Consider the following 26,051-nt stretch of genomic DNA (forward strand, 5'->3'; position numbering starts at 1 on the left):
CCCCCGGAAAGCTTTGTTCTTTTCCATGTTAGTCGTAGAATTATTACAATTGGTCGCAACTCCGCCTTGATAATTATACAAATGCCCTAATTTGCCGCCATGAAACAGGAATGGTACCAACAAAAATGGGCAATAATAGCCAGGCATATGCTCGCATGGCTGATATTCTTCTCTCTCCCCTATTTGTTACATCCTACCAACGAAAAGTACGACCGGGACCGCATGGATGAAAAACAGGCGTGGGCCATGTATGTGTATTTCACTTACCTGGTAATGGTCGTGTTTTTTTACCTGAACGCCTGGGTATTTATTCCGAAACTGGTTTATAAAAAGAAGATTGTCGATTATATCCTTTACATCGTGGGGATATTTATTTTTATGTGCACCATGCGGTATACTTTTGAAAAGATATTCCTGAAACCGCATCAGATGGATATAAAACCAGCCATCCTGTTCACCTTTTTTACTTTTTCCTTTGTACTCTCAGCCAGTACAGCTTTCCAGATGATTGTGGATAAAATGAAGCTGGAAAGACGAAGCAGTGCGCGGGAAAATGAGTTGCTGAAAACAGAATTATCGCTGCTCCGCTCACAGGTAAGTCCGCATTTTATGTTCAATGTGCTCAACAACATGGTATCGCTGGCGCGTAAAAAGTCGGATGTGCTGGAACCTTCTCTCATCAAGCTGTCGTCGCTGATGCGTTATATGTTGTACGAAGCGGATGAAGACAAAGTTCCCCTGCAAAAAGAAACCGAATACCTGCAAAGTTATATTGACCTGCAGCAGCAACGTTTCGGGAAGAATGTAACCATCCAGGTATCGCTGGAAACGGGGGATACCTGTTATGAAATAGAGCCGATGCTCCTGATCCCCTTTGTGGAAAACGCTTTTAAGCACGGTACCGGCATGATCACTGATGCTATGATAGATATCCGGCTATATACGCGGGATGACAAATTGTTTTTTTCCGTGCGTAACCGTTTCAATAAAGATTCTTCCGAAATAAAAGATAAAACCAGCGGTATTGGTCTTACAAATGTAAAAAGGCGTTTGAATTTGTTGTATGGAGATAATTATGTTTTGCATATTGATAAGAAAGATGACTGGTTTATAGTATCCTTGCAATTAAATCTCCACTGATGATGAAATGTATTGCCATAGACGATGAACCGTTAGCGCTGGACCTGCTGGAAGACAATATCAGCATGGTTCCTTACCTGCAGCTCACCGGCAAATGCAACAACGCATTTGAGGCGATGGAGATTTTGCGGCACCAATCCGTAGACCTCATATTCCTGGACATCCAGATGCCCGGACTTACGGGGCTACAGTTCCTGGAGTCGCTGCCCAATAAACCACTGGTGATCCTCATCACTGCTTATGAAAAATATGCGTTGCAGGGCTTTAACCTCGCCGTAACGGACTATCTCGTAAAACCGGTGTCCCTGGAGCGATTTATCAAAGCCTGTAACAAAGCGCAGGAGCTTTTCCTGCTCAAAACAGGCGGAAAAACGGCGCGGGAAGAGGCGGATTTCTTTTTTGTGAACGTGGACTACAGCCTGCTGAAAGTAGTATATGCCGATATCCGGTGGATAGAAGGATTGAAAGATTATGTAAAAATCCACCTGAACAGCAGCTCCAAACCGGTTATTACCCGTATGAGCATCAAGGGATTGGAGGAACAGTTGCCCGGCTCCAGGTTTGTACGGGTGCATAAGTCGTATATCGTTTCCATTGCCGCCATCACTACGATCCGGAAAAACGCCGTATTCCTTGATACGCTGGAACTCCCTGTGGGCGATACTTACCGTGATGCGGTATATGCCATTGCCGGTAAGGCCGGTCAGTGATCCGACAGTTCGTAGCTGTTTTTTCCCCACTCATCTCATTTAATTTATTTTATCCACCTGGTGGGTATACTTTTGCGTGATCTGAATTTATATAAAATGTATAAGATTTATTTGTTTATCACCCTGTTTTTGCTTTCAATGAGTGCTGCAGCTCAGCCCCCCGCAGGTGCCAAAATGCCGGTGGGTATGGGTATGGGAATGAGCGGCCATGTATATGGCAAAATTATTGACCCCGATGGAAAAGCCGTTCCTTATGCTTCCGTAATTATCCTGCAGAACCGCATGGATAGTGTCACAAAAAAAATGAAGGAAAAATTGCTGAAAGGCGTACTGACCAAAGGCAACGGTGAGTTCAGCCTGGAAGATCTGCCCGGCAGAGGCCCGCTCAAGCTGCGGATCACTGCTACCGGGTACAAAACTGTGGAACAACCGGTTACCTTTCCGCCATTTGAAAAGGATCTCGGCAATATTAAGCTGGCAGTAAGCACCACGCAGTTGCAGGGCGTTACGGTAGCCGGCACCAAGCCGATGATGCAGATGGATATCGATAAAAAGGTATTCAATGTGGAAAAAAACATCGTAAGCGCCGGCGGTACCGCACTGGACGTGATGAAAAACGTGCCTTCTGTAAACGTGGATATCGATGGTAATGTAACCCTGCGTAACAGCGCGCCACAGCTGTATATCGACGGGCGCCCAACCACCCTTACCCTGGAACAGATTCCGGCGGATGCGATTGAAAACGTGGAAGTGATCACCAATCCTTCTGCCAAATACGACGCGTCCGGTGGCAGTGCCGGTATCCTGAACATTGTACTGAAAAAGAACCGGAAAACGGGTTACAACGGTAACCTGCGCGCCGGTGTGGATAAACGCGGCGCTGTAAATGGCGGTGCGGACTTTAACCTGCGCCAGGATAAAGTAAATATTTCCGCCAGCGTAATGGGTAACCAGATGAAAGGCCGTACCAATGGTACCACCGAGCGTAACAACTTTGCGGATGAACCACCTACCAACATCAACCAGTACAACACCAACAAAACCGATGGTGGTTTCATTTTTGGTAAACTTGGGCTGGATTGGTTTGTTACCAACCGCACCACCTTATCTGTGGCCGGTATCAAGGTACATGGTTCCATGAACCCTTCTGAACGGATTGATATCAATACCGATACCCTGAATAAAGCCGCCGATATCAGGGCTTTCAGTCAGCGTAACTCCAGTTCTCACAACAAGTTCAACGCAAACGGCCTGGTATTGGGCATGAAACACCTTTTCCCTAAAGAAGGAGAAGAACTGACCGCCGACTTCAACTATTTTGGCGGAAAGAGCGATAATAACTCCGACTACAGGACCGACCGTTATACCGGCAGCAACATCAGCGGCAGCGATATACAACAGATCCTGGGTAATGGCTCCATGAGCTTTATGACCATCCAAACGGATTATGTAAAACCTTTCAGCGGTAAATTAAAGCTGGAAACCGGGTTGAGAGCCTCTGTCCGTAAAACGAAGAGCAACTTTAACAACTATATGCTGGACCCGGAAACACAGGAATATGTACTGATCCCGGCGGCCTCCAATAATTATAAGAACAGTGATAATGTATACGCAGCTTATGTAAGCGTATCCAACACTATCGGTAATTTTGGTTATAAAGTTGGCGTACGTGCAGAAAGTTCCAATTACACCGGCGATCTGCTCAACAACGGGCAGCATTTCTCCAACAACTACCCGGTAAGCCTGTTCCCATCGCTGTTTTTAAGCCAGAAGCTGAAACACGACCAGGAGCTGCAAGTGAGCTATACCCGTCGTATTAACCGGCCCAACTTCTTCCAGTTGATTCCTTTCACCGATTCCACCGATAAGCTGAATATCACAAAAGGTAATCCGGGACTGGTACCGGAATTCACCACTTCACTGGAAATGTCGTACCTGAAAACGCTGAAAGGAAACAATACCATATTGGCGTCTATCTATTACCGACATACCAACAACCTGATCACCCGTTACCTCACGAAGGAAACCGATCCGGTAAACGGCCAGGAAATGCTGGTGAACACTTACATCAACGCCAATTCCAGCTATTCTGCCGGCGCGGAAGTAACCGCCATGTATAATTTAGCCAAATGGTGGAGCGCAACAGCCAACGTGAACATTTATAATTCAAAGATCAATACAGACAATGTAACGCAATCGCAGGATGCGCTCTGGAGCTGGTTTGGTAAGCTTAACAACACCTTTAAACTGCCTGCTAATTTTGAATTGCAGCTCACAGGTACATACCAGTCGAAAACCAATTTGCCGGTGAATGAAAATAAGAATGTGCAGAGCGGTCCGCCTATGCAGCAGTCGCAGAATGCTTCACAGGGATACATTGCTTCTTTCTATGGTGTAGACGCCGCCATCAAAAAGAGCTTCCTGAAAAACAATGCCGCTTCGGTGACCTTCAGCGTGAATGATATCTTCAGAACCCGCTGGTCCGACCAGTATTCACAAAGTGATTATTTCACACAATATTACAGTCGCTTACGCGACCCGCAGATGATGCGCCTGACATTTGCTTACCGGTTTGGTAAAATTGACGCCAGCCTGTTTAAGAGAAAGAATATGGGCGCAGGTATGCAGGGAATGCAGGAAGTGATTCAGTAAGAAGTTGTCTTATAGTTTAAAGCACCGGAATGCGAAGGGGGTACACCTGAGCGTTCCGGGCTTTTTTTTGTGAGGAATTTTTTACATCTTTGATTGATTTTGTAACCTTATTCTCCTTTACCATGAAAAGATTCTTTTTGTTAACTTCCTTTTGCTGTTTGACAGCAATGATGAGTAATGCACAGATCCTCAACCAGACTACATTACAGAGCGGTGCTAATTTTAATATTGATGGGATTGGACGCGCAAGCCAGTTCAGGACTTCTACCACGACAGCCGGAGCCGGTTCGGGCCACTATATGCTTATGCAAAACAGTGCTTATCGCTGGGGATTGGGAACCGCCAATGCAGAAAGCGGCACTAACCCCCAGGGCAGCGATTTTGCATTATTTGCTTATAACAATGATGGCAGCTTCATTGCCAGGTATTTAACTGTTATGAGAAGTAATGGGTATATGGGGGTTAATACAATATCCCCTACTGCGCAATTGCACGTTTCCGGTTTGCCCAGTACTGAAGCGGAGCCAGTAGCCCTGGCTAAATTCACCTATACAAACGTCTCTGAAGCCGAAGCTGTACTGCGCATTACTAACGGCACTTATCAGACAGGGGCCTATATTCCGAGCATCATCGGCCGGGCCTATAGCCCGGGAAGACCATATGGTATTGCTTTGAACGGAGAAGCTGAAGATGTGGCCCCTCCTCCACTTGAACCATATTCCGCTGCTGTCATGTTAGACGGAAGAAGTAAAACCAACGCAAGACTTACCAACGCCAACGTATTCACCGTTAATTCCTATGGCACATCGTTATTTATGGTCAAAGCCAACGGTAACGTGGGAATAGGCACCACCGCCCCCGGCACCAATAAACTTGCCGTGGAAGGTACCATTGCTGCCAGAAAGGTTAAAGTAACACAGGCCGCTACCTGGCCTGATTATGTTTTTGAACAGGATTACCAGTTGCCATCTTTACAAAAAACCGAAGCATTCATCAGGGAAAACAAACATTTACCAGAGGTGCCTTCCGCAAAGGAAGTTGCTGAAAATGGCCAGGATCTGGGAGATATGAACGCTATCCTGTTGAAAAAAGTGGAGGAGCTGACACTTCACCTGATCTCTATGCAGAAAGAAATAACGGAAGTAAAAGCTACCAATAAAGCGTTGATGAAGGAGTTAAAAACAATACAGGCCACTGTAAACAAATAATAGTTGAAGGCCGGAGTCATGGATTCCGGCCATTCTCCCCCGGATATAGTAAATACACCGCATCGCTCTGCCACACTTCTTTCGTATCCACATTCATAGCGGAAATTTTGCCCTTGAAGGCGGCGCCGGTGTCGATGTTGTGCACGTTGCAGGCGATCATAGGAAGATCTTTATTGTATATCAGCGTAGGGGTATGACCAATATAAATTTCGTGAAATTGCAGCAGTTTCTTTGGAAATAAGCCGGGATCTTTCTTCACACGTTTATCCATAGTAAGCGCAAGCTCCCACAGACTTCTGTCTTTGTATATCACCTGATCAATTAATCCAGAGCCGGAGGCATTTGAAAAACCGGCATGGATAAACAGGCGATTTTTATCGTCAATAAAATAAGGAGACATGCCGGAGAAAAAACGGGCATGCACCATCCGCTCGTCTGCAGATAATTTATGATAACTTGCTACTGTTGCCTTCCCTGCATTATTAGCCCACGGATTTTCTATTGTCTTTTCATTTAACCATGATTCGCATGATATATCATGATTACCTTTTATAAAAACACATGCCAATTTTGATTCCAGCGACATCAGGTAGTTGATCACACCGGCAGACTCCGGCCATCCATCCACGTAATCACCTAAAAAGATAAGTGTATCTCCATCACGGAGCGGTAGCCGTCCGATCAGTTGGTCCAGGGCTTTCAGGGCGCCATGTATATCACCAATTACATAGGTTGCAGGCATATTATACGTGCTATGATGGATTCCGGCCATTCTCCCCCGGATACAGTAAATACACCGCATCGCTCTGCCACACTTCTTTCGTATCCACATTCATCGCGGAAATTTTGCCCTTGAAGGCGGCGCCGGTGTCGATGTTGTGCACGTTGCAGGCGATCATAGGAAGATCTTTATTGTATATCAGCGTAGGGGTATGACCAATATAAATTTCGTGAAATTGCAGCAGTTTCTTTGGAAATAAGCCGGGATCTTTCTTCACACGTTTATCCATAGTAAGCGCAAGCTCCCACAGACTTCTGTCTTTGTATATCACCTGATCAATTAATCCAGAGCCGGAGGCATTTGAAAAACCGGCATGGATAAACAGGCGATTTTTATCGTCAATAAAATAAGGAGACATGCCGGAGAAAAAACGGGCATGCACCATCCGCTCGTCTGCAGATAATTTATGATAACTTGCTACTGTTGCCTTCCCTGCATTATTAGCCCACGGATTTTCTATTGTCTTTTCATTTAACCATGATTCGCATGATATATCATGATTACCTTTTATAAAAACACATGCCAATTTTGATTCCAGCGACATCAGGTAGTTGATCACACCGGCAGACTCCGGCCATCCATCCACGTAATCACCTAAAAAGATAAGTGTATCTCCATCACGGAGCGGTAGCCGTCCGATCAGTTGGTCCAGGGCTTTCAGGGCGCCATGTATATCACCAATTACATAGGTTGCAGGCATATTATACGTGCTATGATGGATTCCGGCCATTCTCCCCCGGATACAGTAAATACACCGCATCGCTCTGCCACACTTCTTTCGTATCCACATTCATCGCGGAAATTTTGCCCTTGAAGGCGGCGCCGGTGTCGATGTTATGTACATTGCAGGCGATCATGGGGAGATCTTCACCATAGTTAAGGCTGGGGGTATGACCAATATAAATCTCCTTGAACTGCAGCAGTCTTTTTGGATAGAACATGGAGTTCTTTGGAATGCTGCGATCCATCGCCAGGGCGAGTTCCCAGAGGCTTCTGTCCCAGTAGAGCATGGGTTCAAACCTTTCATGGGCGGGACCGTGAGTGGAAGTGAACCCCGCGTGTATGTACAACCTGTTTTGATCGTCGATGTAATACATGCGCATGCGGTTCAGGAATTGTTGGTGGCCTTCCAGCGCTGCGGGCGACAGCTTATTGAAACTCTCCACCGTGGCTTTGCCGCCATTGCGTTGCCAGGAGGCTTCGGGCATTACGCCATTCAGCCAGGATTCGCACCAGGCGTCGTGGTTTCCTTTTATAAAAATGCAGGTGTATTGTGATTCCAGTTCCATGAGCCAGGTGATTGTTTCTGCAGACTCAGACCATCCATCCACATAATCACCTAAAAAAATCAGTGTATCGGTTGTTTTCGGCGCGATACGCTCTACCAGCTGTTTGAGGGCTTTCAGCGCACCGTGTATATCACCTATTACGTAGGTTGCGGGCATGTTTTGTTTTATTTGTACATAATGTCCGTTCGCAGCACATATTTCACACCTGCAGTAAGCAATGAACCTTCATGCCGCAACGGGTGATGAAATATCAGGGCAGTACCGGATTCCGGGCGGATGATTTCGCCGGAAGCAAAAATGGTTTCCCCGCCGGTATATGCTTCGTTCAGATAGATCATAAAAGTATACTGGCTGGCTTCAAACCTGTTCCGCTCAAAACTGCCGTCCTTGTGCATTTTGAAGCGTTGTCCGGGGCTGTATTTATAGAACCGGAACAATTCATTTACACCGCAGGCGGTTCTGTTATCTTTTCCTTCCGGAACAAAGTTTTTCAGCCGTTCCCAGATAAAGGTAGCATAAGCTACATCTTTATACAAGACCCGTTCATTATTTCGTACACCTTTTATCATCCGTTGCACGCCTCCGCCTACGTCTACAGTGGCTTCTTCGTAGCCCGTTGCTTCACTTTTTTCTATAAGTCGGGCACATTCGGCTGTGCTGAGAAAGTTTTTAATGGTAAAAATTTCCGGGGTGTAAGTGATTTTCTCCATAACATCAGGTTTCAGTGGGAACATTGATCTGGAAACTATTTTTCTTCAGTTGTTTGTTGAACTTGTACAGTTCGGGATGCCGGTTCTTCAATCCTTCGCGTTTCAGGCCTGTATTAACCACATAGGCGGCGTCCAGTATTTTGCGGCGGAAGTTGCGCCGGTCGATGGTGGTTTGCAGGATACATTCATACAGTTCATGCAGCTCTGTGATGGTAAACAGTTCGTCGAGTAATTCAAATCCTACCGGGTAATACTGGATCTTCGACCGGAGCCTTTGCAGCGCCTGTTTAAAAATATGTTTATGGTCGAAGCCCAGAGCAGGCATTTTCCTGACATTGAACCATTTTACATCATTGGCCATGCTACCGGCTACCACGTTGAATTTAGCGGGGTTAATGAGGGCATAATATCCCACAGCTATTACCCGGCCACGCGGATCCCTGTCAGGTGCGTCAAAGGAATAGAGCTGTTCAAGGAATACTTCCTTCATGCCCAGCTTTGTTTGCAGGATGCGGGAACAGGTGTCCAGGAAGGTTTCTTCCATTTGCAGGAAGCCGCCCGGTAAGGTCCAGCAGTCTTTAAACGGCTCCTCCTTACGGTTCAGCAGCAATACCGATAAGGTATTGTTGTGGTATCCAAATACCACCAGGTCTACCGCCAGGGAGGGGTTCTTATACTCGTGGAAAGACTTCATACTCTGTTTGCGTCATTTTAACGTGAAGTAAAGATTTTTTGGGGAGATAACCTAAAAATTGATTGGATTTTATCTGTAAAACAAAAAGGCGGCGCCGAAGCACCGCCTTTTTTATTTGGACCCGGGATAGGAATATTCCAGTCATCTCATAACCTACAACTGTTACACTGTTAAAGTAACAAGATGCAAATATACACCCCGCGATCTATATAAAGTAGACCGCTATCCCGCAGGTTACCAGTATTTTATGGGTGATGAGCCAAAGTCACGATATCCTTTACTTCCAGCACCGGCTTCGAATAGCCATAAAGGGTAACATTGATCATGGCCTGCCCCACCTCCGCCAGCGTGGATACCCACTGTGGGAAAACGCGCCGGAAGAACGGATAGGCCCAGGTCATATACTTATAGTACTTCTGGCTATTTCTCAATCCATCGGTAGGTAACATAAAACCCGGCCGGAACATATACGCCGCCTTGAACGGCTGCCTCAGCAGGTCATTTTCGGTTTTGCCCTTCACCCGCGCCCACATACTGCGGCCTTTCTCCGAGCTGTCGGTGCCCGCACCGGAAACATAACAGAAGGTCATATCTGAATTGAGAGCGGCCAGCGTTTTAGCCACTTCCATAGTAAGATCATAAGTGACCCGCTTATACCTGTCTTCCTTCATTCCTACGGAAGAAACGCCCAGGCAGAAGTAACAGGCGTTATATCCATGCAGCTTTGTTGCCACGGGCAGCATATCATAGAAATTTTCATGAATGATTTCCTTCAGCTTGGGATGCTTTACGCCACAGGGTCTGCGGTTAATAACCAGCACCTCCTTTACATCCGGATGTTGTAAACATTCATGCAGCACCCCTTCTCCTACCATACCGGTACTTCCTGTAATAATGGCTCTTATCTCCATAGGAACAATTTAAATTTCAGATATCCCGAAATTTAGATCTTTCGTTTGATTTTAATAAAAATATCTATGCCGGGATGTTGTCGTTAGCTTCCCTCTCCCAGAAACGATGCTGTGCGATGGCGTTTATAAAGTCCTTACTGCTTTTGTTCAGCAACAAACCCGGTTCATTACTTTCTGTTTGCAGGTAGGTGCCTTTCAGCACTTCCACTCCTTCGCCATTTACTGCAATGGCCTTGCAATGTTTATAGGCTTCGTTGATGAAATGCAGCGCTGCCGGATCTTTGGCTAATACAGCGGCGCTGGCCTTACCGCCGGGCACATATACGGCATCAAACAGCACAGATGCCGCGATGAGCAGGCTCTGGTCGGCCTGGAGATCTGCGCCGCCGGCTACTTTGATGGTACCAAGCCTCGGAGCTATCAGCTGCACCTGCGCGCCTGCCGCTACCAGGTCGGCTTTCATTTTGGCCACATCTGTACCGGAAACGCCGTCCGCCACCAGGAACGCTACCTGCCTGGACTTCACCGTATTCTTTACTGTATTGGCCATGCTCAACGCCGGCGAAGTAGTTACCTGTTGCTTTACGGCTTTGGGCTCGTACTTTTTGATATCTGCATCTGCCGGCCGGATGTGGTTAATGGGAAATTCCGGTTTCGCAGGTACGGGTAATCCCAGCCCTTCCGCCACCCGTGCAGCAAGCGTTTTATCTACCTGTGTTAACACACCGATCATCCGTTCACGTATATCCGTACGGGTTACCTTGCCAAGCTCAAAGCGCAGGGCTTTTACGATATGCGTTTTTTCCACTTCCGACTGGCTGTTATAAAACAAGGTGGCCTGGCTGAAGTGATCAAAGAAGCTTGCACTACGGCCGCGGATCTTTTTAGTATCTATTCTTTCTTCATAAGAAGTAAAACCACCGTCTTTCATCTTTGCCTGGAAAGGACAACCGTTGCTGACGGTATTAGGCTCATAGGCAGCTTCACCCCGATTAATGGTTTGCCGCATGTGGCCATCGCGCTGGTTGTTGTGAACCGGCGCAACCGGACGGTTGATGGGGATTTCATGAAAATTGGGACTGCCCAGTCTCGACAGCTGCGTGTCTGTATAAGAAAATAATCTTCCCTGTAAAAGCGGGTCATTGGTAAAATCGATCCCCGGCACCAGGTGTCCGGGATGAAATGCTACCTGCTCCGTTTCTGCGAAGAAATTATCCGGGTTACGATTCAACACCATCTTACCGATACGCATTACCGGTACTACTTCTTCAGGAATTATTTTAGTAGGATCGAGGAGATCGAACGGAAATTTATGTTCATCTTTTTCTGCAACTATCTGCACACCAAACTCCCATTCGGGAAAGGCGCCTGATTCAATGGCATTCCACAAATCGCGGCGATGAAAGTCGGCGTCTTTACCGGAAATTTTCTGCGCCTCATCCCATGCCACAGAATGCACGCCCAACAATGGTTTCCAGTGAAACTTTACAAAGCTGCCCTTACCTGCTGCATTGATAAAGCGGAAAGTGTGTACACCAAATCCTTCCATCATACGTAAACTGCGGGGAATAGCGCGATCACTCATGGCCCACATAATCATATGCATGCTTTCCGGCGCAAGGGATATAAAATCCCAGAAAGTATCATGCGCAGAAGCAGCCTGGGGCATTTCATTGTGTGGCTCCGGCTTAACAGCATGAACAAAATCAGGGAACTTCATTGCATCCTGTATAAAAAATACAGGCATGTTGTTGCCTACAAGATCATAGTTTCCTTCATCGGTATAAAACTTCACTGCAAAACCACGCACATCACGGGCCAGATCAGTAGAGCCGCGTGAGCCCGCTACCGTAGAGAAGCGGACAAATACCGGCGTTTGTTTCGACGGATCCTGTAAGAAACCCGCCTTTGTATATTTCGCCATAGACTCATACACCTGGAAATAACCGTGAGCAGCTTCTCCCCGGGCATGCACAATTCTCTCCGGAATACGTTCGTGGTCAAAGTGTGTAATTTTCTCCCTTAAAATAAAATCTTCCAGCAGCGAAGCACCACGTTCACCTGCTTTCAAGGAGTTCTGGTTATCATTAATGCGTAAACCCTGGTTAGTGGTCAGGAACTGGTCTACCCCTTCTTCTGTATGCGGGGTAAGACTTTCCACCTTCCTGTTTGACTTTCCGATAATAGGATTTCTTTTCTTTGCCATTGGTTTGGTGATTTTAATGATGAGGTAGGACTCATTCATTCACACAAACCATACCTATTCAAAACGCATTCTCATCTCCCTTAATCGTATTCCTGATCGTTAAAAATATAATACGCAGATCGAGATATACCGACCAGTTTTCCATGTACCAGATATCATGCTCGATCCTTCTGCGCAGATGTGACTCCTCTGTAATTTCCCCGCGTAACCCGCATACCTGCGCCCAGCCTGTAATACCGGGTTTCAGGAAATGGCGGATCATGTACTGCTGGATCACCCGCGAAAATTCCTCGGTATGACGAAGCATATGTGGACGAGGCCCCACAATAGACATATCGCCCATAAATACATTCAGAAACTGCGGCATTTCATCGAGGTTTGTTTTACGCAGGATACGCCCGATCCTTGTGAACCGGCTATCATGTCGCGTAGCCTGCTTCGCATTCGCTTCATTATTTACATACATACTCCGCAGTTTCAAGCACGGAAAATTCAGGTTATTACGGCCTGTACGGTATTGAATAAAAAACACCGGCCCCCTGGACTCCAGCTTGATCAGCAGTGCCAGCAAAGGAATCAGCCAGGTGAGTATAAAAACAATCACAAGACTGCTGAAGATAATATCAAACACCCGCTTACGGATGCGGTTGGCAATATCATCCAATGGTTCAGAACGCAATGAGATGATAGGAATATTATTGAAGTAATCCACAAAGATCTGCCTGTTCACAAACAACTTGAAATCGGGCACAAAGCGGAAGTGAATCAGGTTCAGCTCTGCTTCCCTCGCCAAAGTGTACAGGTAAGGAAATTTTTCGGGAGATAACGTAGAATATATTTCACGGATATTATTAGACTGTGCATAGGGCACACAGGCTTCCAGGTTACCTATCACCGGGTAATAAGACAACTCATGCACATTACTGGATTCTTCAAAATAACCTTCAAACTTGAGGTTGCTGTTATCTCCTATCAACTGATCCGCCAGTTGTTTGGAAAGATCATTATACCCGAGGATCACCACTTTCTTTTCCACTCCGTTGCGATGCAGGATATGCCGGGTAACCTTGTAGAAAACCCAGCGGCCCAGCAATACCATGCAGAGGAAGCTGGAACAATAACTCAAAATAAACAACCGGGAATATAATTGCTTGGTGAGAAACAATGATAACAACAATAACAACAGGTACAGCAATATGCTCTGTATTGTTTTACGGGCAATACGGTCAAACGATAATTGCTGACTGAGGAAGTAAATACCGGTAGTGTACAAAGCCACCAGCCAGGAGAGGTTTGATACTACGAGAAAAATATCCACGTTAATATCCTGCATACGGTCGTACCGCTGCAACCAGGAGCTGGTTAAAAAAAACAATACGTTCAGCCAGATAAAATCCAGCACAATCAACTGGATACTGCAAATTTTGAGATACCGGTTCAGCATAAAATAGAATATGGTTGATCAATAAAAGAAAGCGCTACGCCACCTGTTCTTTAAAGCGCGTCATCACTCCTGAAATAGAAAGGTGACTGGCTGCAAATTCACGGGCATTCCTTGCAATGTCGGCGGTATTTTCCCATACCGCCCTGCCTATACCCGTTTGCAGCGCCTCCTGGTTTTCCGCATCCACGAGGATTCCCATCTGATGCCGGCTTACCAGCTCATGCAGGCCCGTGCCTTCATTGGCGGTAATCAGCGCTATACCGCCCACCGCAAGTATAGTGGTTAACTTAGATGGCATCACCAGATCGCTGGCATGTGATTTTTGTATAACCAGGTGTACGTCTGCCATGTTTAAAAAGTTATTAAACTGCGCGAGGGGTTGCAATGGAAAGAAGATCGTGTTCTTTAACTGCAGTTGCGATGCAACCTGTTCCAGCTTCGCTTTATAAGGACCGGAACCACAGATCAGGAACTTCATTTCTTCACGGTGCTGCCAGGATGCAGCGGCATGCAACAAGGCTTCCAGTCCCTGCTTTTCGCCGATGGCGCCGGAATACAATATAATTTTATCGGTAGGCAGAAATCCAAAAGACTGTTTTAATATAGCCTTATCCGTTAGTGGATGAAATTGTGTTACATCCACCCAGTTAGGAAAATAAAACACTTCCCTGCCAGCCTTGTCACTTATTTTACGGATCATCCCGTCGGCTATACTGCTTACGTGATCTGCCTGCCGGAGAATCATCTTCTCCAGTTTCAGCAGCGCATTGATAAGCCGTGGCGAGCGGATCATCTGCAGGTCACGCGCGGCTTCTATCTGCAAATCCTGCACATGGTACACGAAGCTGGCTCCCCGCAGCTTTTTATAGAGAACGGCCAGCAACCCGAGATGAAAGGGCGGCGCTACCGTAATCACAATATCATACTTCTTCTTCCACACCAGTTGCATCACTTTGACAAATGCGGCCGCTGCAAAAGAAAAGTCCTGCAACATCCTCTTCTTGCCGGAAGGTTCTGCAGGTACATACTGCGGGCAGCGGTATACCGTTAGTTTTCCTTTTCCCTGCGGAAGTACTTCTTTTTTAAACCAGTTCTTTGACCGTTCATAGGGCGATTGCACCTGCCATTGCGGGTAATAAGGATAGGTAGTTATTACCGTGCAGTCGTACCCGTTATCTGCCAGCCAACTGATCATTTCTCCATTATACTTTCCTATTCCCGTTGGCTCGGGTGAAAAATTGCCGCCTATCAGTAATATTCGTTTACCCATATACGTTGTATTTAAATATTATTGCCGCCAACTCCATAACACCCCCATCATAAACCCCACGTTATCGGAGAGCTGCCCCTGATCCACTGCTATGGATGCTTTCAGGGCAAGTCCTTTCGACGACAGCTGGTACTGAAACTCCTGCAACGTATACCATTGCCGCTTCATTGGCTTAAAGAGGGCGGTATTGGTGTAGGTGCCATAATTTTGTGTGTAGGTGATTAATGTTCTGCCGGTAATTTTTTTCGGGAGATGATAAAGCGCACCGATATGCACTCCCATTACACGGTTATTAATAATATTCCCTCCCTTTGCCCTCAGTGAATCCTTATGATCATTCCAGTTGAACGGCTTCATGCTGGGGAAGTAATGCTGTCCGCGATCCCGGTCAATAAACAACGGCGTGCCGATCACACGTTCGTGATAATCCCAGCCGGTAAGATATACGCCGTTGTTATAGTAACTTTCGCGTTGATGCAACGGGAAGAAATCGTTCATTTGTTTGGTATACAGCACCTCTGCTGTGATCTTCTCCAGCCAGCTGCCAGCTTGTTTGTTGGTATACACAATGCCCAGGAGCCGGTCGATGTTCCGGATATCGATACCCTGCCCCGATTCAAAAGGGGTTTGATTATACAGGCGAAGCGACAACTGATCATTTTCCCATTCAATACCTCCTTCTATAATGCCGCGGTGGTCGCCGGGTCGATTCGGCTGTATCTCCGAAGTACCAACGGTACCATCATCTTTTGTTTTTACCAGCAGCACATCCATAAACCCCTGCCAGTCGGCGGTGATCTTTGGCAGGTCTTTCCGGTTACCACCCCATACCGCGTAGTGCTGTATACCACCAAATACCTTTAGTTTTCTTTTGCCTATGCGGAGATAGAAATTTTTCTCATGCAACCAGGCATCTTTAATATACTGGTCCTTTCCCATCCAGCCGTGACTGATGAGTCCTTTAAACTGCACCCAGCCATTGGTGTAGGGAATATCGGTGTACTGCGTTACCGCGATGCCTACTTTCGGTATGGGGAGTGCGTTACCGCTGATCCCCATAGAGCCGCTGCTCAGGTCTTTGTCTGTTTCCCCTATGATTTCTTCATACCGCCCGGCCCTGATTTCCCAGTGTTTATAACCGGCCTTTACATATCCCTGTTCTATAAATGTTTGATGGAACTGATCATTGTTGTATACATCCAGCCCGTACCTCACATAAAAATCCTCTTTCCATACGTGCCCGTTGCTAAAACCCACATGTGTGGACACATCGCCTTTACGATCGCTGATGGTACCAAAGTGATTGGCCATGAGCCAGAGCGGCTGATAATCTTTTGAAGCAATGGTTCCTACTGCGCCCGCATGCACTTCCAGCGAATCCACAAAATGAACCTGCGCCCACGCAGTGGCCGGCCCTATCATTAGCGCGATATATAAGCCCCATTTCTTCATATAGCCGCCGTATTTAGTATGGTAACCGTATGCCCTTTCATTTCCCTTTTACGTACTGCCACCGCCGGGTTGCCGGAGTAGATCAGCCAGGGCTCCATCTCTTTTGAAACCACGCTGTTTACTGTAAGCACGGCATGGCTACCGCAGGTAACACCGGCACACACTACTGCCATAGCGCCTATCCAGGCGCCATTCTCAATGTGGATAGGACCAAGCCGGTAAGGAAAATCCGGTTGTTTATAATCGTGGTTGCCGGTCAGCAGCAGGGCGCCCTGTGAAAGGCAAACATGATCTCCGAGCGTTACCGCCGCCAGGTTATCAATCCATACCGATTCCCCTATCCAGCAATGATCGCCGATAGTCAGCAGCCACGGATATTTGATCCGCACCTTTGTTTTTATGACGAGGCCTTTGCCCACACGGGCGCCAAACAGCTTCAGCAGCTTGCTTTTTAAGCCGTATGGCCAGGGGAAAGCGCTGTTGAAAATGTAGTAGTTACAGAAGTACCATAACAGCACTTTCCACTTAGGGCCGGCATAATAACTGCCTGTATTAAATGCAGCAAGATTAGTGGTCATGTGATATCAGATATGAATGTTATAATCCTGTTTCAGTAACGCCATAATATCTTCCCTGCTTTCGTTTCCATCGAGCTTTTGCTGAAATTCCTGCACATTAACGTCTACGAGTAAACGATACCAGTACCCCTGCATGAAATGGAAGAGGAACCCCTTATAACCATCCAGGAAGCCGTAACGCACTACATAGCGGAACAGGAAATACAGCGAAGCGCGCATTCCCGGCGACATGGAGGCGTATACCTTCTCCTTCAGGAACCGTTTCCGTTTGGCCTGTGTTCCGCTTTCGCGCAGCAACCTTTCGTCAGTTTGCCAGAAGCCATAGCGGATATTCAGCAGGTCTACCATTTCACGGATGGCGTAGTTATTATGTTTGTTTACCCACCAGTGAATGGAGTTCAGGTTATCGTCCACAATATGTTCTTTAAACAGCATCGTAGCGCCGTCGGACAATACAATATGTTCATCCATCCAGCGCTGTTCGATGCTGCCTACCCCATTGCGCCATATCCGCAAGAGGGTATGCGGGTAGAAACCGCCGAAGCGGATCCATTTACCTTTGAATAACACCTTCCGGCGTATATATATGCCTGTTATACCGGCTGGCACTTTGTCTATCCGCTGGCGGATTTCCTTTACCAATCCGGGTTCCAGGTATTCATCTGCATCCATGCGCATCACCCAGGGTGTTTCAATGCCGCAATGATCCAATGCCCACTGAAACTGATTGGCATAGTTGACCCATTTGCGCTGAAAAACCTTTGCGCCGAATCTTTCCGCTATCGCTACGGTATCATCTGTTGAAAAAGCATCTATTACGTACAGCTCATCCGTTATTTGCCGGAGATTCTCCAGGCAGCGTGCCAGGTGCAACGATTCATTAAATGTGAGTATTACTACCGCGATCTTCATCTAGCTACATTTTTCATACAGTTCTACATAAGACGACGCCAGTGTGGCATCATTGAAATCATTACGGATCTGCAAAGGGGCAGACCGTGTAATCCTTTGCCGTTGTCCCTTTTCCTGGTAAGCAGCAGTGAGCTGCGCGGTGATCGTCTCCACACTATCAATCCCCGTAATCCAGCCCAGGTCATGCTGCTGCACATACGTTGCCAGTCCTACCTGGTCGCTGATCAGCACCGGCGTGCCCGCATACAGCGATTCAATCACTACAATGGCAAAGTTTTCGTTACGGGAGGTAAGCGCAAAAAGGTCGGTGGCAGCGAGGAAATGAAATTTATCCTCACTGCCTTTCCAACCTACCCATTCGACGCTATTATCCATATCGAGCGACGCAATTAAATCTTTTAATTCAGCTACATACTGTGCATCTCCGCTCCCCGCAATCTGTAACCGGTAAGGGAACGTAACCTTTGCCAATGCACGGATCAGCAGGTCCAACCCTTTCTTGGGATCTACCCGTGAAAGAAAACTGATGGTAAATACTTCGTTCTCTGTCCGCACAAAACTTCCCTCCGGTAAATCCACCAGGTTAAATACCTGTCCGCCTTCCCATTGTGTATTCACCTGCCGGCATTCTTTCCACTCCAGCTCTGACGATACATGCAGGTAAGTGTTCTTTAATAAACGTTTACCCATCACCGTATGCAGCAGCTTTTTCTTCCGGTTGTTCCGCGCCGTCAGTACATAGTCGCAGAACATGCCATGCGGCGATAGCAATGGTTTCAGCTTTTTCCATTTACAGATAAAGGAGGCGCCCATCACCAGGAAATTCCACCAGGAGTGGATATGTACTTTATCAAATTGTTTTGCATTAGACCAAACTGCTTTCCACAACGCCGGCGACACATGCGTATGATCACCGGTGATCCTTTTGAAATAGGTTACCTTCACCCCGTCCATGATCACCGTGGTATTAGCCGCTATATCCAGTTCCTTCGCACCGTTGGCAGTGGTAGTATACACTTCCACCTGGTGCCCCATTAACACCAGTTGCTCCGCCAGCCGCGCTATTACTACAATAGGGCCTCCGTACACGTAGGCCGGTTTGTAGGAAGGAACAATAAAAAGTATCTTCATAAACAAGGGTTATTTATTCATTGAATCCAGTGAGTGAAAAGCATTATCCACCATCGCCGTCATGGTAAGGTTTTCTCCCACAAACTGTTTGGCATGTTGGCCCAACCTGTTAATCTCTTCATCCGATAATTGCTCCAGCACATATAAGCACTCCTCCATGTTATCGAAGATTAAACCATTGTAGCCATCCCTGATATAACTGTATTCCACACATTGCAATACTTCCTCGCTGCGTTTAAAAGTACATACCGGTTTACCATAGGCCATTGCTTCCACCGCTGAAAGGCCCACCCATCCTGGTTGAAAGTACAGATCCGCGATACCAAACAACTCATGCTTGATGGTAGGATCATATACTGCACCGAAGTCGTGCACATGTGGATAACTGCTGAAGTCCGGCTTATATTTACCTGCGCCGATAATAATAAATCCGTACTGTTCCGGATCGGTTTCCCGCATCAGCTTTTCCAGCAGATCAATACGACGGCCGGTTTCATTGAAGCGGGCGCAGTAGATCAATATGCGTTTTGAACGGATATTATATTTCTCCCGCAACGCTGTTTTATCGGGCACCTCCCGTTGCATGATCTTCTCCACTTCAGAAATGGTATTGTTTAAAGCCACTGCTTTTAAACCCGGCATCTCCTGTTGCCAGAGCGCCATTTCCTTTGGCGTGTAAAACCAGGTAGCATCGGCCAGCTGTATCATCCATTTCAATAAGCGGCTGGGGCGTTGCTCTTCCTGTACATATCTCTTCACTGAAATACCGTGTCCCCAGAGAATAACCTTTTGTTTCAGCAAAGGCTTCAGCAGCAGGATCATCCAGGTGGACAAATGCGCGAAATTGAGCATCAGCACCAGCACTTTATAATCTTTACTAAAAAAGCGCAACGGGTTATATAACACGAACGGGCCTACGCTCCAGGCGGGTAATTGCTTCACTGTAGTATTGCCGGCCGACAGGTTCTGCTGCTTAATAGCATCCGCCTGATCATAACAATACAGATCGAAAGGCGCCTGCTCATTGAGCCGGTTAAAAAAATGCTCGCGGTAATGCGGTACCAGTGGCTGCAGGATGGCAATCATACCAATACATTTTTATGTGCATGAATAATACTGCTCACATCATAACCATAAATCATGCGGCGGCCTTCATGGATGGAATCAAAAGCCACCACATTACCATCGCGCTTCCAGCGTGGGTGCAAATCACAATGCAGGCCGCTGCGTGTAAAAGCCATCTGCTCCAGCGAAAAGGCTTTTAACACGCCTTCTTCCACACCGGCCAGTAAAGGGTGTGCCAGTTGCAGGTCAGGTTTATCATCAATCATACGGTAAGTACCCAACGTAACTTTCTGTTGCGTGCTGTACTGGAAAAGAAACAGTGTACGGATCCCCTGCTGGTTGGGATAGGTATCACAAATCATCCAGTCGCGGTCTGCAGGGCAAAACATCGGATGCCCGTCTTCTGTAATAATATCTTTCGCCAACATCGTCGGTGCCCCGTTATCCACATCTTCCAGTAACAACCAGTTGAAGGGTGCTACTGCTTTGGCTCCTTTCTCTTTTGTATATAATAATTTCTTCAGTACTTTCTTTCCTCCGGAAATCAACCCGGAAGGCATCATCTTATACAACAGCGAGCCACGCAGTTTTTCGATGTTACTGCCTGTTCTGCCCCAGATAGCAATGTGGGAATCATCTTTCCAGTCGAAATGACTGAGAAACCCCGTTGCCAGGCATTTCAGGTCGCTGCCGTCCACACCAATGGTCATAAGCCGTGTAGTTTCGCCACCGTCTTTCAACTTATAGCGATGCAGGAATGCTAATCGCTGCTGCGAAGGATTCAGCAGCAGATGCGTGATATAATGATGCTGCCCCAGGGCAGGATTCATTTTATAATTGGCAGCAGCGGCGATAGACAGCAGCATTGTCTGCTCACCGGTGTATACATTATGTTTCACAATACCGGATGTATCGGGCACATGAACGTGTGCATACTTATCCGTAAGACCGGTGTATCCATATCCTCCTACACGGAACAACCGTGCATAGTCGATGCCAAAGGCGACGCCTTCGTCTGTAATCACATGGGCGGGCTGATGCAATACGCTCACACATTTACCGGCATTTGTATCATATATCCGAGAACCCCAAACATCATCAACACGATCATTTACAATAAAAGTATCTGTATCGCCAATCCATTGCTGGCGGGCGCCTTGCGGATAGTTGTAAGCATAGGTATCTCCCATCCGGCGGAATTGCTGCGCTGCATCGAAATAGCCAATGCCGCAGGGAATGCGCGGGTCGGGTGGAACGGTAATATCCGGTGTTTGTAATGCGAGCAATTTATCACCTGCAGCATTCCAAGCTACCAGATCATGAAAACCAAAAAAGAAATGTCCTGTTCCTGCTGATAAAATAAATTCCTGCTGCATATGTTAATGTGTTGTGATGAAAGATGATTTATCCATGCACTTTTCTTTTCTCAACAAAAAAGTCTGATCATGAATTTTATTATCGATACGCCTGATCACATCTTCTTCAGATAAATAAAAACCATTCACCGCCTGCAGCGTTTTCAGCAGGTCTGTTTTTACGATATCCCTGGCCATAAACTCCGCGCTGATACGGTTGCCGGAGAGTGTTTTAATTTTCTGATGAAGAAATGACTTGCGGTAAAGCTTCACGGGTGTAGCATTGATATTATACAGATGAATGGCCGCCTGCCAGTCCATCCATTTAAATTCCGCCACGCCGCTGCCTTCTGTATGCGGGGTAGACAATATAAAGCGATGCCAGGGCACGCGCAGCGCATCGGCGAGGATAGCGCCGTGCATGGCTTCTGCAATCACATATTCCGATGCAGCGATTTCCTGTAAGGTATGCTCCACACCTTTTTCAGAGCGCGGTGAGATATAATTATAACCCAGTTTACTACAGAGCGCTTCCCAATCGAAAAACGGCACTGACTTAAAATAAGGGATCACGCTCACCTTATACTTTTTTTTCACCTTCAGGAATTTATCGAACTCCGGCAGCTGGCGGATGGCATAAGCAGCATCTGCGATATACGGGAACTGATTATTAAACGCATAGGCAGATAATGGTCCACGCAGGAAGCGGATATCCCAACTGCTGTTGAGGCTGAAGGTTTGATGAGAGGGCCTTACACCTGTGCCGAATACGATCTTGCATTTGTCCGGTATATCCCTGAATAACGGGGAGCCATCGAACAGGATTGAGCCAATGCCCAGGAACGCTTCCGGGTCATTGATGTTGCCTTCGCCAAATAACTTGGGCCAGAGCCAACCGTTCAGGTCATCACCAAAATTGCCTTTGGGATCTTTATAATACACATAGTTCACGTTGTAGTCATTTACAGGTTAGCAATACGTAATACTTTTACTGCATCGTTACTGTTGATCCATGCTGTAAAATCAACTGCCCGTCGTTCCCAGCTGTGGGCTTCGCTATTCACCGTTGCCGGCGCCAGTCTGCCGTTGGCCAGTTTACTGATCAATACTGCCAGCGATGCCGGCGCATTGTTATTGAAATAATATCCCTGTTGTCCGAATATTTCAAGCGGCTCGCCAATAGCGCAGGTAAACACCGGCTTTTCAAATGGCAGGTACATATAAATTTTGCTGGGGCAACGTGCCCAGTCCTGCACGGTATCATTCAGCGGGGAAATAAATGCATCGGCAGCAGTAAACCAGGAGCTGAGATCTTCTTCCGGTGCATAGCCCAGGAATTCTACCTGTGCATCAAGCTGTTTTTCTTTCACAAAAGCTTTTGCTTCCGCCATATGTCTTCCCTGACCCAACAGCATTAACACCACATCACTTCTTTCCTTACTCACCATTTCCATCGCCTGTAACATGGTAAAAAGGCCATAGTTGCGGGTAAGCGTACCCATATAGATCAACATGGTTTTACCTGCATAAGCATCCTGCAATTCTTTCAGGCGGATACGCGGTGATGCTATTACATCGTTGTTGAATGCGTAAGGCGAGTATAACACGGGCAACTGCTTGCGGAACAACTGAGCCGCTCTTTTCGTATATACGTTACAGAGATACTTACTGGCACACAGCAGTCCATCTGCATACAACACCGACCAATATTCCAACGCCAGCATAGCTAACTTGCGGATGCCTTTATTATCTGGGATTCCGGAGGGTAGCTCCGAATGTTCGATTAGTATTTTCGGTTTTACGTTCAGTTTACTTTTGGAAATACGGTTGCGGAAACTAAAGGAACAGAACAGCACATAGTCGGGTGCAATCTGGTTTACCAGATCCGTTTTAACCTTTACTTCTTCTCCTGCTGAGCCAGGCTGATAGTAGTATACCTTTACTGCTTCGCTGCACTCCATCGCTATGCGTTTGCGGTTTTCTTCACTGTCCTGTGCAATGATGGATACCTCCCAGCCGAGCGACAGCAACGGTCCGGCCATGCCTATGGCCCGTTTCATGGTGGCAATGAATTTAATATCCCCTAGTGTAATGAAGCATATTTTCATAGCTGATGTTTTTTACCGTTTATATTTTCCCTTCGGGAGATAGCATATCGATCGTTTCATTTGTTTGTACCGCTATTTCCCCGGTGCTGGCTTCTTCCATAAAATCGTAATACGCGCGTAACAACACTGCACCAATAGCGGGTATATTAAATCTCAGTTGCTGGATGGGAGAGAAAAGAAAGGTCCATATCACCCCAATCGTCATGAGTACCAATACCGGGTACAAGGCCGTATCTGCTGCATTCCGGATGAGATAGAAACCCATTCTCAGCAGGAAGATGAATATGAGCAATACTGCAATAAATCCACCCAGTCCGCAGTTTACCCAGGCGCCCAGCAGGATCGAGTGACTGGGGATCAGGTGATCTGTTGAAGTAGCCAGTTGTTCATTCATCTCTTCATTCTGGTACAACAACAGGATCCGGTAATATTGCAGGTTATCATCTTTTGCCCAGGAACCATGACCAAACAACGGCGCATCGGCGATAGCGGCCATAGCAGCAAAGGTTTCGCCTCTGCCTGTCATGAGCAGCGATAAGGGGTTATAAGGATTATCAAGCCGGTCTATTTGTTCGGAAGCATGATCCCCGCCTATTTCATGATTCATGACAGCATTTACATAACATACATAGGCAAACTGGAACAGGATAGCGCCTGCAATACCAAATACCAGCAACCGGTCGCGGGTGAGGTACATGCCGCTGTTAAAGCAGTAGATGATGATAGCACCGAGGAAAAAGACCATGCCTGTTGAGCGCGAGTCGCGGGCAAAACACAACAGGCTATAGCCTAATAGCAGCGCCAGCACTGCTTTCCATTGTCCCCTGCGATATAATAGGAAAGAACAGATATAAACAGCGTACGACAGGATAGGTACCATTTTAAATTTGAAGTACGACATATCCGTATCTGCATTATCATCTGTCCAGATAATATTTTTTATAAGGGTCATGCAAAGGAAGAAGAAGATTGCCTGGTCATCTTCCAAAGTTTTAAACAGAAAAATAAAAGAGAGGATAGACATAATAATAGCAGCCCAACCCCGCATGAAATTTTCTGATGAACTATGTACAACAAACAGATCTGTAACAGCCTGGAATACAAAAAGCGCTACCAATGCAAAAATGATCTTGCGGAACATGGGATATGCTTTAAAATCCCGCAGGTCAAATACAAAGGGAGTAGACAGCAGCACCATGATCTCATTGAGCTTCAACTGGCCTACCAGTGCTACATTCACGCCACTCAGCAAAGTGTACATGGCTATTTTGACCCGGTTAAACATAGGCAGGTATTTTACCGCGTACCGCGTAGTGAACAATTTGCTGCAGTCGTTCCCGGTTTACATCCAGGCTGTATTCCTGTAAAAAATCTTCGCGTAACCTGGCGCCTTTATCTGTTTCCGGATCAAACGCCAGTAAGGATTGTTTAAAGGCGGCCGGTTCATCAGACACAATAAAGTGATGGCTCTTCACACCTTCCACACCCTTACGGGTGCTGATAATTGGTGTGCTGAGCGCCATTGCTTCCAGGCATTTCAGGCGGGTACCACTGCCATGCACCAACGGAATAATTACGGCACTGGCTACGGAGATATACCATTTCACATCATCTACTTTTCCAAATGCCACAATATTGCGATACTCTTCTTTACCGGTAATTTGTTTCAGCGCTTCCTTAGAACCTCTACCAACCAGCCACAGATCATACTTTCCGGCCAGGTCATCATCCCACACATTTTCTATAAACCATTTAAGGCCGGCGAAATTCATATATACGCCGAAGTTAGCCGTCATCACCAACACACGCTGTTGCTTCTTCCCGGTGAAGTGATAGTCTTTTGCATCCAGGAAATTGGGAACGGTAAATACTTTCTGTTTAGGCAGGAACCGTGTGTGATAGGCATTATCATCTTCACTCACTACCAGCACAGCTGCAGCCTTGTTAAAGTACATACGTTCATGCAGCTTCTCCATGCTGAACAGCTGCCACTTGCGCAGCTTATCCACAATACTTTTTGAAGGCAGCTGCCACGTGATCATGGGCTGTGCGTTGTGAGTACCCAGGATAACGGGGATCTGTTTCTGTTGGAAATAAGAAATATAATGACCTACATAGCCATAGTCCAGGATAGCTGCTGCCAAAGGGTATTCCCGGCACACCTCTTCAAAGATGTTCATCACGGTGGCGGATCGCTGGAAGTATTGTTTACCCGTAATACGGGTCAGCAGGTCAAAAGGTTTTGCTTCATAAGTATAAAAAGTAACGTTAGGGAGATGGTATTTTTGCAGGTCTACCTTCTCCACATTCCGTACCACGGCAATCACCTCATAGCCGAGCTGCGACAAAGCTTTGATCAGGTAGTAGCTCCTGATCCGTTCTCCCCCGTTTTGCGGGAAGGGAGATATGTCTGTGAAGAAAAGAATGTTCATATC

General features: G+C 46.7%; 23 protein-coding genes. 4 read left to right on the forward strand and 19 right to left on the reverse strand.

The annotated features are described in order from the left end of the window. Positions 1–99 precede the first annotated feature (99 nt). The 4 genes from PV783_RS26585 to PV783_RS26600 all read left to right on the forward strand — a co-directional run bounded on the left by PV783_RS26585 (position 100) and on the right by PV783_RS26600 (position 5,710). Entirely contained in the window at positions 100–1,140 is a 1,041-nt protein-coding gene (locus tag PV783_RS26585; RefSeq protein WP_079470268.1) for a sensor histidine kinase, read from the forward strand. After that, positions 1,140–1,850, forward strand: a complete 711-nt coding sequence (locus PV783_RS26590) for a LytR/AlgR family response regulator transcription factor (RefSeq protein WP_420990270.1) — start codon at positions 1,140–1,142, stop codon at positions 1,848–1,850. The genes PV783_RS26585 and PV783_RS26590 overlap by 1 nt, the downstream gene beginning before the upstream one ends. Positions 1,851–1,946: 96 nt before the next feature. Then, positions 1,947–4,502 (forward strand): outer membrane beta-barrel protein, encoded by a 2,556-nt coding sequence (locus PV783_RS26595; protein WP_420990271.1) that lies wholly within the window; start codon positions 1,947–1,949, stop codon positions 4,500–4,502. A 122-nt stretch (positions 4,503–4,624) separates the two neighbouring features. Continuing rightward, positions 4,625–5,710: a hypothetical protein gene (locus PV783_RS26600; protein WP_420990272.1), complete on the forward strand. Its 1,086-nt coding sequence runs from the start codon at positions 4,625–4,627 to the stop codon at positions 5,708–5,710. 16 nt (positions 5,711–5,726) lie between these two features. Here the strand turns inward: PV783_RS26600 and PV783_RS26605 are convergent, their stop codons facing one another. From PV783_RS26605 to PV783_RS26695, 19 genes are all read right to left on the reverse strand, one after another. Beyond that, on the reverse strand, positions 5,727–6,452 hold the full coding sequence (locus PV783_RS26605; RefSeq protein WP_420990273.1) for a metallophosphoesterase: 726 nt from the start codon (positions 6,450–6,452) through the stop codon (positions 5,727–5,729). A gap of 10 nt (positions 6,453–6,462) precedes the next feature. After that, positions 6,463–7,191 (reverse strand): metallophosphoesterase, encoded by a 729-nt coding sequence (locus PV783_RS26610; protein WP_420990274.1) that lies wholly within the window; start codon positions 7,189–7,191, stop codon positions 6,463–6,465. A 10-nt stretch (positions 7,192–7,201) separates the two neighbouring features. Then, positions 7,202–7,936 carry a metallophosphoesterase family protein gene (locus PV783_RS26615; protein ID WP_420990275.1) on the reverse strand — a complete coding sequence of 245 codons (735 nt, stop codon included), beginning with the start codon at positions 7,934–7,936 and terminating at the stop codon, positions 7,202–7,204. Between the two features lie 8 nt (positions 7,937–7,944). After that, positions 7,945–8,490, reverse strand: coding sequence for a 2OG-Fe(II) oxygenase (locus PV783_RS26620; RefSeq protein ID WP_420990276.1), 546 nt, complete (start codon positions 8,488–8,490; stop codon positions 7,945–7,947). 4 nt (positions 8,491–8,494) lie between these two features. Continuing rightward, complete coding sequence (locus PV783_RS26625) at positions 8,495–9,184, reverse strand: NUDIX hydrolase (RefSeq protein ID WP_420990277.1); 690 nt, start codon at positions 9,182–9,184, stop codon at positions 8,495–8,497. 245 nt (positions 9,185–9,429) lie between these two features. After that, positions 9,430–10,095, reverse strand: coding sequence for an epimerase (locus PV783_RS26630; RefSeq protein WP_420990278.1), 666 nt, complete (start codon positions 10,093–10,095; stop codon positions 9,430–9,432). Between the two features lie 64 nt (positions 10,096–10,159). Continuing rightward, positions 10,160–12,301 (reverse strand): catalase HPII, encoded by a 2,142-nt coding sequence (gene katE, locus PV783_RS26635; RefSeq protein WP_420990279.1) that lies wholly within the window; start codon positions 12,299–12,301, stop codon positions 10,160–10,162. 58 nt (positions 12,302–12,359) lie between these two features. Beyond that, positions 12,360–13,745 (reverse strand): undecaprenyl-phosphate glucose phosphotransferase, encoded by a 1,386-nt coding sequence (locus PV783_RS26640; protein WP_079470274.1) that lies wholly within the window; start codon positions 13,743–13,745, stop codon positions 12,360–12,362. 34 nt (positions 13,746–13,779) lie between these two features. Beyond that, on the reverse strand, positions 13,780–15,015 hold the full coding sequence (locus PV783_RS26645; RefSeq protein WP_079470275.1) for a WcaI family glycosyltransferase: 1,236 nt from the start codon (positions 15,013–15,015) through the stop codon (positions 13,780–13,782). Positions 15,016–15,033: 18 nt separating this feature from the next. Next, complete coding sequence (locus PV783_RS26650; RefSeq protein WP_420990280.1) at positions 15,034–16,467, reverse strand: capsule assembly Wzi family protein; 1,434 nt, start codon at positions 16,465–16,467, stop codon at positions 15,034–15,036. After that, entirely contained in the window at positions 16,464–17,045 is a 582-nt protein-coding gene (locus PV783_RS26655) for a WcaF family extracellular polysaccharide biosynthesis acetyltransferase (RefSeq protein WP_079470277.1), read from the reverse strand. Before PV783_RS26655 ends, PV783_RS26650 begins: the two co-directional genes overlap by 4 nt. 6 nt (positions 17,046–17,051) lie before the next feature. Further along, on the reverse strand, positions 17,052–17,957 hold the full coding sequence (locus tag PV783_RS26660; protein WP_079470278.1) for a glycosyltransferase family 2 protein: 906 nt from the start codon (positions 17,955–17,957) through the stop codon (positions 17,052–17,054). Then, positions 17,958–19,088: an XrtY-associated glycosyltransferase XYAG1 gene (locus tag PV783_RS26665; protein ID WP_420990281.1), complete on the reverse strand. Its 1,131-nt coding sequence runs from the start codon at positions 19,086–19,088 to the stop codon at positions 17,958–17,960. A gap of 9 nt (positions 19,089–19,097) precedes the next feature. Continuing rightward, a complete protein-coding gene (locus PV783_RS26670; RefSeq protein ID WP_420990282.1) occupies positions 19,098–20,174 on the reverse strand; it encodes a glycosyltransferase in 1,077 nt (358 codons plus the stop codon). Next, positions 20,171–21,529, reverse strand: a complete 1,359-nt coding sequence (locus PV783_RS26675) for a hypothetical protein (RefSeq protein ID WP_420990283.1) — start codon at positions 21,527–21,529, stop codon at positions 20,171–20,173. Before PV783_RS26675 ends, PV783_RS26670 begins: the two co-directional genes overlap by 4 nt. Positions 21,530–21,532: 3 nt before the next feature. Further along, entirely contained in the window at positions 21,533–22,459 is a 927-nt protein-coding gene (locus tag PV783_RS26680) for a polysaccharide pyruvyl transferase family protein (protein ID WP_079470282.1), read from the reverse strand. 11 nt (positions 22,460–22,470) lie between these two features. Beyond that, on the reverse strand, positions 22,471–23,616 hold the full coding sequence (locus PV783_RS26685; RefSeq protein ID WP_079470283.1) for a glycosyltransferase family 4 protein: 1,146 nt from the start codon (positions 23,614–23,616) through the stop codon (positions 22,471–22,473). 19 nt (positions 23,617–23,635) lie between these two features. Further along, positions 23,636–24,901, reverse strand: a complete 1,266-nt coding sequence (locus PV783_RS26690) for a hypothetical protein (protein WP_420990284.1) — start codon at positions 24,899–24,901, stop codon at positions 23,636–23,638. Next, complete coding sequence (locus PV783_RS26695; RefSeq protein WP_111577620.1) at positions 24,894–26,048, reverse strand: glycosyltransferase family 4 protein; 1,155 nt, start codon at positions 26,046–26,048, stop codon at positions 24,894–24,896. The genes PV783_RS26690 and PV783_RS26695 overlap by 8 nt, the downstream gene beginning before the upstream one ends. Between the last annotated feature and the right edge of the window lie 3 nt (positions 26,049–26,051).

The organism is Chitinophaga sp. CC14 (assembly GCF_048957795.1).
In the GTDB taxonomy this organism is placed as follows: domain Bacteria; phylum Bacteroidota; class Bacteroidia; order Chitinophagales; family Chitinophagaceae; genus Chitinophaga; species Chitinophaga ginsengisegetis.